12 protein-coding genes are annotated in these 12,773 nt (G+C 66.3%); 6 read left to right on the top strand and 6 right to left on the bottom strand.

Features of this window, described 5'->3' with window-relative positions:
• The first annotated feature begins 26 nt into the window (after positions 1 to 26).
• On the top strand, positions 27 to 389 hold the full coding sequence (locus AC07VS_RS15695) for an H-NS histone family protein (protein ID WP_492345685.1): 363 nt from the start codon (positions 27 to 29) through the stop codon (positions 387 to 389).
• Between the two features lie 110 nt (positions 390 to 499).
• On the top strand, positions 500 to 697 hold the full coding sequence (locus tag AC07VS_RS15690; protein WP_494751412.1) for a hypothetical protein: 198 nt from the start codon (positions 500 to 502) through the stop codon (positions 695 to 697).
• On the opposite strand, the gene AC07VS_RS15685 is transcribed toward AC07VS_RS15690, so the two are convergent.
• The 5 genes from AC07VS_RS15685 to AC07VS_RS15665 form a co-directional block, all read right to left on the bottom strand.
• Positions 688 to 2,304, bottom strand: coding sequence for a sensor domain-containing phosphodiesterase (locus AC07VS_RS15685; RefSeq protein ID WP_494751411.1), 1,617 nt, complete (start codon positions 2,302 to 2,304; stop codon positions 688 to 690). The two genes, AC07VS_RS15690 and AC07VS_RS15685, sit on opposite strands and share 10 nt — an antisense overlap.
• A gap of 170 nt (positions 2,305 to 2,474) precedes the next feature.
• Positions 2,475 to 3,251, bottom strand: a complete 777-nt coding sequence (locus AC07VS_RS15680; protein ID WP_492345682.1) for a DeoR/GlpR family DNA-binding transcription regulator — start codon at positions 3,249 to 3,251, stop codon at positions 2,475 to 2,477.
• A 65-nt stretch (positions 3,252 to 3,316) separates the two neighbouring features.
• Positions 3,317 to 5,512 carry a phosphocholine-specific phospholipase C gene (locus AC07VS_RS15675; RefSeq protein ID WP_494751410.1) on the bottom strand — a complete coding sequence of 732 codons (2,196 nt, stop codon included), beginning with the start codon at positions 5,510 to 5,512 and terminating at the stop codon, positions 3,317 to 3,319.
• Positions 5,513 to 5,567: 55 nt separating this feature from the next.
• A complete protein-coding gene (locus AC07VS_RS15670; protein ID WP_492345680.1) occupies positions 5,568 to 5,768 on the bottom strand; it encodes a hypothetical protein in 201 nt (66 codons plus the stop codon).
• 538 nt (positions 5,769 to 6,306) lie between these two features.
• On the bottom strand, positions 6,307 to 7,287 hold the full coding sequence (locus AC07VS_RS15665) for a tripartite tricarboxylate transporter substrate-binding protein (protein ID WP_494751409.1): 981 nt from the start codon (positions 7,285 to 7,287) through the stop codon (positions 6,307 to 6,309).
• A gap of 136 nt (positions 7,288 to 7,423) precedes the next feature.
• Here AC07VS_RS15665 and AC07VS_RS15660 point away from each other — a divergent pair, with 136 nt between their 5' ends.
• The 4 genes from AC07VS_RS15660 to fahA all read left to right on the top strand — a co-directional run bounded on the left by AC07VS_RS15660 (position 7,424) and on the right by fahA (position 11,639).
• Positions 7,424 to 8,137, top strand: a complete 714-nt coding sequence (locus AC07VS_RS15660; RefSeq protein ID WP_494751408.1) for a TetR/AcrR family transcriptional regulator — start codon at positions 7,424 to 7,426, stop codon at positions 8,135 to 8,137.
• Positions 8,138 to 8,154: 17 nt separating this feature from the next.
• The gene (locus AC07VS_RS15655) at positions 8,155 to 8,970 is read left to right on the top strand and encodes a cyclase family protein (RefSeq protein ID WP_494751407.1); all 816 of its coding nucleotides are present in this window, start codon (positions 8,155 to 8,157) and stop codon (positions 8,968 to 8,970) included.
• 123 nt (positions 8,971 to 9,093) lie between these two features.
• Positions 9,094 to 10,254: a porin gene (locus AC07VS_RS15650; protein WP_494751406.1), complete on the top strand. Its 1,161-nt coding sequence runs from the start codon at positions 9,094 to 9,096 to the stop codon at positions 10,252 to 10,254.
• A gap of 38 nt (positions 10,255 to 10,292) precedes the next feature.
• Complete coding sequence (fahA, locus tag AC07VS_RS15645; RefSeq protein WP_494751405.1) at positions 10,293 to 11,639, top strand: fumarylacetoacetase; 1,347 nt, start codon at positions 10,293 to 10,295, stop codon at positions 11,637 to 11,639.
• Here fahA and AC07VS_RS15640 read toward each other — a convergent pair.
• Positions 11,626 to 12,762 carry a zinc-binding dehydrogenase gene (locus AC07VS_RS15640; protein WP_492345674.1) on the bottom strand — a complete coding sequence of 379 codons (1,137 nt, stop codon included), beginning with the start codon at positions 12,760 to 12,762 and terminating at the stop codon, positions 11,626 to 11,628. The genes fahA and AC07VS_RS15640 overlap by 14 nt on opposite strands.
• Positions 12,763 to 12,773: the final 11 nt, after the last annotated feature.

Raw genomic sequence — 12,773 nt, 5'->3', positions numbered from 1 at the left:
TCACAAGTCCCTAAAATAGCGGGCTTATGTTCAATGAAATCCGATCCCTCGATCAGCAAATCGCGCAGCTTCAGGCGCGACGCGATGAATTGTTCCGCTCCAAGAGGAAAGAGGCCGTCGAATTGGCCCGAACCCTGGTGCAACAGTTTCAACTCACCCCGTCTCAGGTGGCGCTCAGTTCACTGAGTCGAACCCATGCGCCGAACAAGCTCAAGCGCCCGGCCACCTTCTACGATCCAGGCCGAGGTCTGTCGTGGGATGGCACCCTGAGCGGCAAGGGCCGCAAACCCAACTGGATCAAGGCCGCCATGGAAGACGGCACCATCGAGCACTTCCGCATCCAGGTGCAAAGTGCCAACGCCAACAGCAACGCGGCCACCGGCACCTGATCCCCAGGCCTGCGGAAAATTGCTGGCAGGTAAAGCAGCTTCAGCCCAATTGTCTGCATGTCGATACAAACGATGACAAAGCGCTTTTTCAACCCTGACCCAGGATCATCATGTCCAGCATTTCTTCCGTAGGTTCCAGCAACCCCTACCAAGCCCAGACCCCGGTGACCAAAACCGGCGGCGTGGATGCGGATGGCGACAACGACGGCACCCGTGCCGGCGCGGCGCCAGCCCCCGCCAGCAACCCCCAGCCGCAGCCCCCCAAGCCCACCGAGACGATGGGCAACTCGGTCAACACCTACGCCTGATCGGTGCGGGCCGGCAGGCCCCAGTGGGACATCTTCTGCTCCAGTTCGGCCACGCGCTCCTCCAGCCTGCGTTCGCTGGAGATGTCCATGATGATGCCGTACCAGCGCAACACCCGGCCTTGCTCGTCCAGGTGGGGATAAGCTTGGCTGCGTACCCAGCGCCAGCTGTTGTCTGGCCACAGAATGCGAAACTCGGTCTTGAACGGGGCCCGGCTGGGCAGGTGTGCCAGCCACTCTTCGTGCACGCGGTTGCGATCTTGCGGATCCATGCGGTCGCGCCAGCGCTGGTAGCGCTCCTGCGCTGAATTGAGCGGGGTCCATTCGAAAGCCGGCCCCATGTAGTCGATCACACCGTCAGTGCCGGCAGCCCAGGCAATGTTGGGCCCGAGTTCGATCGAGCGCCTGAAGTGCTCCTCGCTCTGCTGCAGAACGCGCTCGGCCGTGACCCGCGCCGTGATGTCGATCACCACCAGTGAAATACCCAGCCACTCGCCCAGTTCATTGCAAACGCGCTGATGGGCCACCAGGAAAGTTGCGCCTGTGCCGCTGTGGCTGTACTCAGAGGGGGCCAGATCAGCCCCGGCACGCACCTGTTGCAGCGCGTCCAGCAAGCCCGATGCCCCCGGCTGGCTCAACACCCGTGTCACCGGCTGCCCTCGCAATTCGACCTGCCCCAGGCCCAGGTATTGGATGACCTTGGGGTTGGCACTGATGACCCGCATTTCGGTGTCCAGAAAGCAAAGCCCCACGGGTGCATCCTGGTACAAGGTTTCGAGCTGGTGCAGGCGCTGGAAAGGAGAGGCGTCCAGCGGCGAGTCATGGCCGTTGTTGTGGCACCCGTCTCGCGCCAGCTGCGCCTGGGCCTGGGCATGGGGTGCCGGGCGGCCCAGAAGGTAGCCCTGGCCGAGAACGCAACCCAGCTGCTCAAGCAGCTTGGCTTGGCGTTCGGTCTCAATGCCTTCCGCGATCACGTGCACCCCCAGGCTCTGCCCCAGGCCCAGCACCGCCGTGACGATCTTCAGACTGCCTGAATCGGACTCAAGCGCCCGCACAAAGCTGGCATCGATCTTGATCTCGTCAAACGGCAGCGATTGCAGCCGGGTCAGACTGGAGTGGCCGGTGCCAAAGTCGTCCAGCGACAAGGTGGCGCCCATCTGCTTGATGGCGTCGACACTGCGGCGGGCCACCTGGTTGTCGTGGAACAAGGCGTTTTCGGTGATTTCAACCTGCACGCGCTGGATCGGAAAGCCTGTCCGGCTCACCGCTGCCAGCACCTCAGCGGCCAGTTCAGGCCGCAAAAACTGGCTGGGCGCCAGGTTGAAAGCCAGATAAAAATCGCCCGGCCAATCGCGGGCCCGCGCGCAGGCTTCGCTGATCAGGTGCAGGCTGAGTTCGTGCAGCAGGCCCAGGCCATCGGCGAGCGGAATGAACACCCCGGGGGGCACGGCCCCCAACACCGGCGAGGTCCAGCGCGCCAACACCTCGAAGCCCGCAATCCGGCGGCTGCGCAGGTGCACCAGGGGTTGAAAAGCGGGCCAGATCTCGCCCGCCTGCAGGGCGCCCGACAGGCAGGCTCGGGTTTGATCGATGCTCGCGAGGGTCGTCATGGCTGTTGATCACACAGGGAGGGAATAAGTGCGGCCCAAAGCACCGCCGGCAGTGGCGACCACTACCGGCAGTCAGTGTACGGGGGAATCCCCTTCGGAGAGATGGGATTTCACCCAGCCCCGTCGGGTGAACCCGTTGGATCGGGCCCGCGGCCCCCGGCACAGGCCACTCAGGCGAGGGTGATCGCGCAGCCCGCCTGCTGCAGGGCCAGCAAGGCCGGGTGGCGAGCGGCACGCCGGTTGGTGATCAATCCGTGGACCTGATCTGGCGTGCAGAACGACAGGCGCGATTGCACGCCGATTTTGCTGTCGTCAGCCAACAGCACGCTGCGGTGCGCCTGGCGCACCATGGCGCGGGCCAGTTCGGCCTCGGCCGGCTCGAAGCTGCTGGCGCCCAGCGTGGCGTCGATGCCGACGGGTGACAGCATGGCCCAGTCGGGGCGCCAGCGCATCAGCTCGGCCACTGTGCTGTCGCCATAGGTCGCGGCCAGGCTAGGCCGGGGACGCCCCCCCAGCAGATGCACCTGGTGCCGCGGCGCACCGTCGTATCCGGGAGCCGCGAGCTTGAGGGCAACATCGAACGAGTTGGTGATGATGGTCAGCCCCTGCAGCGAAGCCAGTTCTTCGGCCAGCATCGACACCGTGCTGCCCGCGTCGATGAACACCGACTGGCCGGGCTGCAGCAGGCGGGCCGCGGCCTGCACCACGGCGCGCTTTTGCAGGGTGTTGGTCTGCAGGCGCTGCTGCAGCGGCGGCTCGGACTCAGGTCCACCAAGCTTCACGCCACCATGCACGCGTCGCAGTTGGCCCGTGGTCTCCAGCACCAACACATCGCGCCGCACGGTCTCGCGCGAGACCCCCAGGTCCTTGGCGATGCGCTCGGTGCTCACATGGCCGCTGCCGGCCAGCAAGGCGAGGATGCGGTGGTGACGTTTTTCTTGAAACATGGGCTCGATCATGCCGCAGACCGCCCCCCCGGGGGGCCGGCCGCGGCCAGGGCTTCATCCGATGCTCAGAACTTGATGACGAGCTGATCGGACACCGCGCTGCCATACATGGCCGGGTCGCTGATCAGATGCTCGCCTGTTTCGAGCCGGCCGGCAAAGCGACGCGAGTAGCCCGCCAAAGCCGGCACGCTGACGCTGAAGTCGTACCAGTTGCCGCTGGCCTTGAGTGCCCATGCCATCACTGCTTCGCCGCCGGGGCTCACGCTGGCGCTCTGGGCCGTGGCGTCGAAATAGGCATTGGCCTTCACACTGAACGTGCAGGCGGCGCTGCCGGTGTTGTGCAGCTTGAGCAACAGGTCCCCATTGGCCACGTCGTAGCAGACCTGGATCTCGGGGTTGGGCTGGGCGCTGGCATTCAGGGTCTTGGCATTGCCGCTGAAGTGCCGGTGAAAGCCCGCTGGCCCCAGCACCCACAGATCGTACAGGCCGTTGTCAGCCGCTACCGACCACACGCCGCTGAGCTGCTTGCCGGCTTCGACGGTATAACGGCGCGGGACCGCATCCAGGTGCAGGCGGTCATAGACATGGAACACCGCGGCCGCCTTGCCGGTGTTGGCCAGGATCAGGCTGACCTGCTGGCTGCTGGGCGCACACACTGCGCTCACGTGCAGTTCGTAAGGCAGTGCGCGCGAGGGCCGGGTGCCTTTGGCCTGCACCGGCATGGCCGGTGCATTCGGCGGCAGCGGCGTGGTGCGGCCCGGCAGGGCCCGCGCCCGGTCGGCCAGCGCCTGGGTGGCAGGCAGGCTCTTGTAGAACGCCGTGTTGTCCGGGTCGGCAAAGTTGAAAGCGCTGGTCAGGTCGCCGCACACGGCGCGGCGCCAGGGCGAGATATTGCTCTCGATCACACCAAAACGCTGCTCGATGAATTGCAACACCGAGGTGTGGTCGAACACCTGCGAATTGACCCAGCCCCCCTTGCTCCAGGGCGAAATCACGTACATGGGCACGCGCGGCCCCAGGCCATAGGGGCGGTGCAGCAAGGCCTGCTCGGCGGCCGAGTTGTGGTACGTCACCAGATGCTCGTGGTACTCGGCCGTGGCATCGGCCGTGCTGGCACCCGCAAACTGCGCCTTGGAGGCATCGGCGTTGTAGCTGACATACGACGGCGGTGCCGGTGGGGGCGCATGGTCGAAGAAGCCGTCGTTCTCGTCGAAGTTCAGGATCAGCACGGTCTTGCTCCAGACATCGGGGTTGGAGGTCAACGCGTCCAGCACTTTGGCCGTGTAGTCGGCGCCTTGTGCCGGGCTGGAGGGCCCCGGGTGCTCCGACCCCTCGGCAGTGGCCACGATGAAGCTCACCTGCGGCAGCTTGCCGGCCAGCACGTCCTCCTTGAGCTTGTCGAGGTCGCGCGTGCTCACACCGCGCTGGCGCAACGCCTCGGAGTAACCGGGTCGCTGGTAATAAGCATCGCGAAAGCTGTGAAAGCCGGCCAGGCAGTTGTCGGTGAAGTTGTCCTCCATGTTCTCGTACACCTGCCAGCTCACGCCAGCGGCCTGCAGGCGCTCGGGGTACGTGGTCCAGGTGTAGCCACCGTCGTTACCGGGGTTGGCGTCGAACCAGTCGTAGTCGTTGTAGGTGGCAGGGCCATTGCCCTTGGCCAGGCCATCGTTGGTGCCGGTCCAGGCAAACAAGCGATTGGTGTTGGTGCCGGTCTGCGAGCTGCAATGGTAGGCATCGCAGATCGTGAAGGCATTGGCCAGCGCGTACTGGAAGGGCATGTCCTCTTGGGTGAAATAGCCCATCGAATGGTTGGCCTTGTACTTGGTCCAGTAGCTCATGCGCCCCTGGTCCCAGGCCCCCTGGGCATCACTCCAGGAGTGCGGCGTACCCTGCACGCGCATGACCTCGAAGTTCTGCACCGTGTTGAGTCGGAAGGGCGCGATCACGGCCGGTGTCACGCCTGCCGTGGCATTGGGCTGCGACCACACCGTCTTGCCCTGCACGCCATTGGCCGTGGGCACGGGCACGGCAAACGGATCTGCAAAGCCGCGCACGCCATTGAGGCTGCCGAAATAGTGGTCAAAGGAGCGGTTCTCCTGCATCAGCAGCACGATGTGCTCGACGTCCTTGAGGGTACCGGTCTGGTTGTTGGCCGGAATGGCCAGGGCCTTCTGGATGGCAGGCGGGAACAGGCTCAGCGCCAGGGTGGAGCCGGTGGTCAGGCCGGCGGAGCGCAGGAAATGGCGACGATTGAATGTCATGACAGCTCAGTGTTTCAGTGGTGGGTGGCAGAGAGGCCCGGGCGGCAGAACCAGCTCAGGGCGCGCAGTGCAGGACTCGGGTGTTGCCGGCGGATCCGCAGTTGTTGTTGCCACCCCCACCGCAGCCGACCAGGGTTGCGCTCAGGGCCAGGCCCAGGGCGAGCCCGCGCCACAGCGGCTTCGAAGGTTTGTCCAGGCGCTGGGGCGCGGGGCTTTGGGGCGCAGCGGTGCAGCGCTGCAAATCGGTGTTCGTCATCGTGAATATCCCGGAGACAGGTGGGTTGAACGGGGCTTGGGCCAGCCTGGGCCGCCAAGTCGTTGGTTAACGCACTGTCAATCCTATGTGTACAAAGTTGCGTTTGTGTGACTTTGTGGATTTATGTGGCTCACGTGCCATGGCGTTCAACCAGCCCTGGGCAGGAGCCGATGCCTGGTGGCGGCCCGATCGCGGCAAACCACGAAGGGCATCGATGACGATTCAAGAGAGCACGAGCGCCAGGGTGAATAGGCCGCTGGGCGCATGGGCAGTTGGGCAGGCCTCAACAGCCTTCGAGGCAGGACTGCGGGCGCCTGGGCCGGCCGCCGCTGACCAGCCTGGCCTTCTGAGTGAGCGTGGGCCAAGCGCCACGCGTCGCACCAAGTAAAACGCAAGGGCAAGAGGCTCAAAGCACCGCGCCCGCGCCTGGCCATGGACGCGGGTGGCGAAAACCAATCTCCGATTGTTGCAAGCCCCTTGGGGCTCAAGCAGAACCAAGGGGTGCCCCTGCCCCCTGGCGCCGCTCAACGCGGCGGGCTCACGACTCGGCGCTGAAGCCCGTCTGCTGGATCAATTGCCGCCATTGCTGCGCATCGGTCCGCAGCATCTGTTGCAACGCCTCCGGGCTTGATCCCTTGATCTCCAGGCCATAGGAGCGCCCGGCCTCCACCACATCGGGCAAGGCCAGAGCCTGCCCGATGGCCTCCGAGGCGCGCCGCTGCACGTCGGCACGGGACTTGCCGGGCAAGAAAAAGCCATACCACTCACGGACATTGAGCGGATAACCCTGTTCGCGCAGCGTGGGCACCTGGGGCAGGAACACCGATCGGGCGGGTGCCGCCACGGCCAGCACCCGCAACTTGCCCACCTTCTGGTATTGCAGGTAATCACCGATCGGGCCCCAGAACGCGCTGATCTGCCCACCCAGCAGATCCTGCACGCCGGGCACGGTGCCTCGGTAAGCGATGTGGCGCAGGTCCACGTGGGCCAACTGGTTCAGCAGGATACCCACCAGATGGGGCATCGAACCTGCGCCGGGGCTGCCGAAATTGGCCCCTTCCGGGTGCGTGGCCACCCAGGCCAGCAAGTCTTTCAAGGTGGTGACAGACTCGGGCACCCCAGGGCCCACAGCCAGGCCGTGGTCCATGTGCGCAGCCAGCGAGACCGGGCTGACGTCGTCCAGCGTGTAGCGCAGCCGCGGGTAGGTGTAAGGGTAGATCGAGAGCATGGACGAGGGCGTGATCAGCAAGCTGCTCCCGTCGGCCGGGCTGTCCTTGAGGGCCATCACGCCGATCTGGCCCGCCGCACCAGGCCGGTTGTCCACCAGCACGGCACCCGCATAAGGGCCGCGCAGTTTGTCGGCCACCCGGCGGGCAATCACATCCAGCGTGCCGCCCGGGGGAAAGCCCGAAATGATCTTGGCCACCGGCAGGTTGGCTTCGGCGGCTGCGCTGGCACCCACCCGGGCGCCGGTCGCCAGGCTGGTGCCGATGAGGTTGAAGTGGCGTCTGGTCAGCATGTTGTGTCTCCTTCGGGTTGGGTTTGTTTGTACGCTTGTGCAATAATTATACGAACGTACAAATTGCATTCCAAGCACTTCAACCTAATGGTTTGTACGAGTGTTCAATATTTTTATACGAACGTACAAACAAGCCATGACGACGAAGAAAACCACCACCCCAATCCCGGCACCCACCCGTACCAAATCGCGCCGTGCCGCCTCTGGCGGCGACGCCGGCGGGGCACCCAATCGGCAGCAGAACATCCTGCAGGCCGCCGAGCGTCTGTTTGCTGCGCGCGGCTTTCATGGCGTGTCGATCCGTGACATCGCCGACGAAGCAGGCGTCCCCCTGGCCCTGGTGGGCTACTACTACGGGCCCAAACTCTCGCTGTACCACGCCATCTTCCGCGAGCGGGCCGGCTACATCGGTGAGCGCCTGCAGGCCCTCGCCGAGGCCTGTCAAAGCGAGCCTGCCGCAGCCCGGCTGGACGCCATCGTGGCTGCTTTTGTGTTGCCTACCCTGCGAGTGGCCGCCCAAACCGAAGGGCGCCACTTCCTGCGCATGCTGGCACGCGGCATGAGCGACCACCTCGAAGAAGACGAGCCCATCATCCGTGAGCTGTTCGACCCCCTGGCCCATGCCTTCATCGATGCCCTGGCCCAAGCCCTGCCACAGGCCACACGAAGCCAGGCCGCCTGGTGCTACCAGTTTGCCCTGGGCGCGCTGCTGCACCACGTGACGGACCAGCGCATCGAGCGCCTGTCGCGGGGCGAGAACCAGCCCGGCGACCACGAACACGCCGGCCCATTGCTGGTGCGCTTCATCGCCAATGGCATGCGCGGCGCCTGTGCCGCCCCCACCCACTGAACAGGAGTTTTGCCACCATGCCCCGCCACCTCATCGACATCTCGATGCCCCTGGACAACGACATCCCCACCGATCCGCCCGGGCTGGAACCCCGCATCCGCTACATCGACCACCACAGCAGCGTGCCCGATCTGGCCCGCTTCTTCCCGGGCCTGCAACCGGGGCAACTGCCCGACGGCGAGGCCTGGGCCGTCGAGGAGGTTCAGCTCAACACCCACAACGGCACGCATCTGGATGCGCCCTGGCACTTTGCCTCGACCATGGATGGCGGCCAGCGCGCCATCACCATCGATGAAGTCGACCTTCAATGGTGCTTTCAACCTGGGGTGAAGCTCGACTTCAGGCACCTGCCCGACGGCCATGTGGTGCAGGCTGCCGAGGTCGAGGCCGAACTGGCCCGCATCGGCCACATGCTCAGTCCGCTGGAGATCGTCGTGGTCAACACCCGGGCCAGCGCCGCTTACGGCTCGCCGCACTACACCCGATCGGGCTGCGGCATGGGCCGTGAAGCCACGCTGTACCTGCTGGAGCGCGGCGTGCGCCTGACCGGCACCGACGCCTGGAGCTGGGACGCGCCCTTCGCGCACACGGCCCAGCGCTACGCCGAAGACCAGGACGCATCGCGCATCTGGGAAGGCCACAAGGTGGGGCGCGACATCGGCTACTGCCACCTCGAAAAACTGCACAACCTGGAGGCCCTGCCGCCCCACGGCTTTCACATCAGCTGCTTTCCGGTCAAGGTCAAAGGCGCGTCAGCGGGCTGGACCCGCGCCGTGGCCATCCTGGACCGACCCGACACCATCGCTCCCGGCCTTGAGCCTGCCTTGATCTGACCCGCGGGGCCTTGGCCCCGCTGGATCAGAGCCCCCCGTTCCCGCCACACCGGACCAGCCCGCCAGGGCCGGCCCGAGGGCACGCCTGCGCCCTGCGCATTCATCCAACCAGAAGGAGACAACATGATCCATGCAACCCACCTGAACACACCCCGCCAGTCTTGGAACCCGGGCTGGGCTGCGCTGGCCGCGCTGAGCCTGAGCGCCCAGGCCCATGCGCAACCCGCTCCGCAGCCCGGCGTGCAGTTGTTCGGGCTGATCGATGCGGCGGCCGGCCGCTTCACCAGCGCCACCGGTGTCAACGCACAGGAGCGCGCCACCAGCAAGGTCACCAGCGGCGGCCTCTCGACCAGTTTCTGGGGCATCCGCGGCCAGGAGGATCTGGGCGGCGGCACCTCGGCTTTGTTTGAGCTGTCGTCGTTCATGCGCAATGAGTCAGGCGCTGCCGGACGCAGCGATGCCTTGCCGGCCCCGGTGAACGTATCGGCCGACCCGTATTTCTCGCGCGCGTCCTGGGTCGGCCTGAGCCACCCTGACTGGGGCCGTGTGCGCGTGGGCAACATCACCAGCCTGCTGTTCCTGAACTCGATCAGCAGCAATGCCCTGGGCGACAGCACCACTTTCTCGCCCCTGAATCTGCTGACCTTCATCGGTTCGCCGCTGTCGGGTGGCACGGGCTGGGCCAACTCGGTGATGTATGACAGCCCGGTTCGCGCCGGCCTGACGGGCTCGGTGGCCTATGCCGCCTCGCAGAGCCTGGGCGGCCCTAACACCGCGGCGCGCCTGGCCTACAGCGCAGGTGCCTTCAGTACCTCGCTGGCCTGGCAAAGCGTGAACCGCAACCCACAGACCTTTGCCGACGGCACCTCGGCCAACGACACCCGAGCCTGGCAGTGGGCGGCCAGCTACGACTTCAACCCGCTCAAGCTGTACGGCCACCTGGGCCAGATCCAGAACCGGGGCACGGCCAGTGCGCCCCAGTCGGTGCATTACCGGGTGTGGGATGTGAGCCTGGGCCTGCCGATGGGCGCCGGCCAGTGGCTGGCGGCCTACGGCGTGCGCAACACCGGCGATGCGGTGGCCCCCGTGCCGGCCACGGTGGCGGGCGGCAATGTCTCGCGCAAGCTGCTCACCGTGGGTTATGACCACTTCCTGTCGCGCCGCACCGAGGTCTACCTGCTGCTGTCGCGGGACCAGACCGAGACCCGCACCCTGCCGGTGCCACCCGCGGTGATCCAGGCCAGCGGCACCAGCTTTGCCGTGGGCATCCGCCACCGATTCTGAAGGCTGTCCCTGTCCCCCCCCTCTGAGAAGGCGCCCCCATGCTGTTGAATGAAACCCACGACCCAGGCCTGCAAAGCTGGGTCGCCTCGGCCCACAAGGTCGACACCGACTTTCCGATCCAGAACCTGCCCTATGGCATATTCCGCCGCCAGCAGAGCACCGAGGCTTGGCGGGGTGGCGTGGCCATTGGCGACGCCATCCTGGATCTGGCTGCCCTGGTGGCCCTGCCGTCCCATGAGCGCCGCCTGGGCGAAGGCACGGCCCAGGTACTTCATGCGGCCAGCCAACCCAGCCTGAACGCCTTCATGGCACTGGGCCCGACGGCCTGGCCGGCGCTGCGCCTGGCCTTGTCACGGGCGCTGCGGGTCGGTGCCCCGCAAGCCTCGGCCTGGCGCGCCTGCCTGGTGCCCCAGGCCGAGGCCGAATACAGGCTGCCCGTCGAGGTCGGCAACTACACCGACTTTTTCACCTCCTCACACCATGCACTGAACGCGGGGCGGGTGTTTCAACCAGGGCGAGAACTGCTGCCTCAGTTCAAATGGCTGCCGATCGGCTACCACGGCAGGGCCTCCACGGTGGCCATCAGCGGCACCCCTTTGCAGCGGCCCGCCGGCCAGATCCTGCTGCCTGAGCACACCCGGCCGATCTACGCCCCCACCCGCCAGCTCGACTTCGAGCTGGAACTGGGGGTGCTGGTCGGCACCGGCAATGCTCTGGGCCAGACCCTGGCGCTGGACCAGGCCGAGCAACAACTGTTCGGTCTTTGCCTGCTCAACGACTGGTCCGCACGCGATATCCAGGCCTGGGAGGCCGTGCCGCTGGGGCCCTTCATGGCCAAGAACTTTCTGAGCACGGTCTCGCCCTGGGTGGTCACGTTCGAGGCCCTGGCCCCCTTCAGGGCGCCGCTGCCACGCACAGGCGACGACCCGCCTGCCCTGCCCAACCTCGACCACCCCTTGCAGGCCCTGCAAGGCGCCATCGACATCGCGCTGGAAGCGCTGCTGCAACCCGCTGGGCAAGCTTCGCTGCGGCGCCTGTGTCTGACCAATTACCGGCACGCCTACTGGTCAGCGGCACAGATGTTGACCCAGCACAGCAGCAATGGCTGCCGCCTGCAGGCTGGCGATCTGCTGGGCACCGGCACGCTGTCGGGACCGGAACCTGACCAGGCGGCCTGCCTGCTGGAATTGACAAAGGGCGGGCGCCAGGCCCTGACGCTGCCCGGGCCCACGGAACGCCACTGGTTGGAAGACGGTGACACCGTGGTGTTGCGGGGTTGGTGCCAGCGTGAAGGGGCCGCCCGCATCGGCTTTGGCGAATGTCGGGGCCAGGTCGTGCCCCACGCCGCAGGCGGCGACACCTGGGCGCCGCTCAATTCGGCTTGATCAGAAACTTCTCGCCGGTGGCACGCTGGGCGTAGCGGCGTACCTGCTCAGGCGCCAGGGCTTCGGTCAGGCTCAGCTCGCCCGCATAGTGGCTGCGGAAGGTGCTGCGCAGTTCACGCGCCACGCGTTGCTTCAGGGCCTCGGCACCGGCCGCGCCGATCTTGTTGAGGAACGGAAACAGCAACCAGCCGCCCATGCCCCAGGCCATGCCGAAATTGCGCCGGAAGGTGGTGGGCGAGGTGTCCAGCCCGCCATACAGGTACACCTGTTTGTGCACCGGTGAGCCATAGCGGCTGTATTCGCTCGCGTTGCGGCTCAGCGCCGCCTCCATGGCCGACAGGATCTGGCCAGCCAGGGTACCGCCGCCGGTGGCATCAAAGGCCAGCGTGGCGCCAGTCTGTACCAAGGCCTCGGTCAGGTCGTGGGGGAAGGTGTCGGCACTGCTGTCGCACACCTGCAGCGCGCCCTGCCCGCGCAGCAAGGCCGCCTGGGCCGGCGAGCGCACGATGTTGACCAGGCCGATACCGTCTTGCAGGCAGATCCGGTTGAGCATCTGGCCCAGGTTGGAGGCCGCGGCCGTGTGGACCAGGGCGGTGTGGCCTTCGCGCCGCATGGTCTCGACCATGCCCAGCGCGGTGAGCGGGTTGACGAAACACGAGGCCCCCTCGGCCGCCGTGGCGTCATCGGGCAGCAGCAGGCATTGGCTCAAAGGCACGCAACGGTACTGGGCGTACATGGCGCCCCCGATGGCCGCCACCTTTTTACCCAGCAGCGCCTGGGCCGCTGCAGAGCGGCCGGCAGCAACCACCGTGCCCGAGCCTTCGTTGCCAACCGGCAGCGATTGGCCTACCCGAGCGGCCATGGCCGGCATGGCAGCAGCAGGCACCTGAGCCTGGAGCACCGGGCGTTCGGGGGTCCCCAAGGCTTGCACGGTGCCAAGGTCGGCGGCCCCGAGCAACAGCCCCTGGTCAGAGGGGTTGAGGGGGGTGGCCTCAATGCGGATCAGCACCTCGTGCTCGCTGGGCACCGGCAGTGGTTCATCCACCAGTGAAATCTCCAACCTGCCGCTGGCATCGATCAGCGAGCGCAGTTGCAGGGCGGTGGCAGGCAAGGGGTGTTTCATCGGTGTCTCCG

It is taken from the genome of Curvibacter sp. GW821-FHT01G03 (assembly GCF_059422285.1).
This window is presented reverse-complemented; position numbering and strand designations above follow the sequence as displayed.

What these genes read in the sequence shown, in the direction of transcription:
- AC07VS_RS15695 (WP_492345685.1), top strand. Translation starts at nt 27, where the DNA reads ATGTTCAATGAAATCCGATCCCTCGATCAGCAAATCGCGCAGCTTCAG.
- AC07VS_RS15690 (WP_494751412.1), top strand. Translation starts at nt 500, where the DNA reads ATGTCCAGCATTTCTTCCGTAGGTTCCAGCAACCCCTACCAAGCCCAG.
- AC07VS_RS15685 (WP_494751411.1), bottom strand. Translation starts at nt 2,304, where the DNA reads ATGACGACCCTCGCGAGCATCGATCAAACCCGAGCCTGCCTGTCGGGC.
- AC07VS_RS15680 (WP_492345682.1), bottom strand. Translation starts at nt 3,251, where the DNA reads ATGTTTCAAGAAAAACGTCACCACCGCATCCTCGCCTTGCTGGCCGGC.
- AC07VS_RS15675 (WP_494751410.1), bottom strand. Translation starts at nt 5,512, where the DNA reads ATGACATTCAATCGTCGCCATTTCCTGCGCTCCGCCGGCCTGACCACC.
- AC07VS_RS15670 (WP_492345680.1), bottom strand. Translation starts at nt 5,768, where the DNA reads ATGACGAACACCGATTTGCAGCGCTGCACCGCTGCGCCCCAAAGCCCC.
- AC07VS_RS15665 (WP_494751409.1), bottom strand. Translation starts at nt 7,287, where the DNA reads ATGCTGACCAGACGCCACTTCAACCTCATCGGCACCAGCCTGGCGACC.
- AC07VS_RS15660 (WP_494751408.1), top strand. Translation starts at nt 7,424, where the DNA reads ATGACGACGAAGAAAACCACCACCCCAATCCCGGCACCCACCCGTACC.
- AC07VS_RS15655 (WP_494751407.1), top strand. Translation starts at nt 8,155, where the DNA reads ATGCCCCGCCACCTCATCGACATCTCGATGCCCCTGGACAACGACATC.
- AC07VS_RS15650 (WP_494751406.1), top strand. Translation starts at nt 9,094, where the DNA reads ATGATCCATGCAACCCACCTGAACACACCCCGCCAGTCTTGGAACCCG.
- fahA (WP_494751405.1), top strand. Translation starts at nt 10,293, where the DNA reads ATGCTGTTGAATGAAACCCACGACCCAGGCCTGCAAAGCTGGGTCGCC.
- AC07VS_RS15640 (WP_492345674.1), bottom strand. Translation starts at nt 12,762, where the DNA reads ATGAAACACCCCTTGCCTGCCACCGCCCTGCAACTGCGCTCGCTGATC.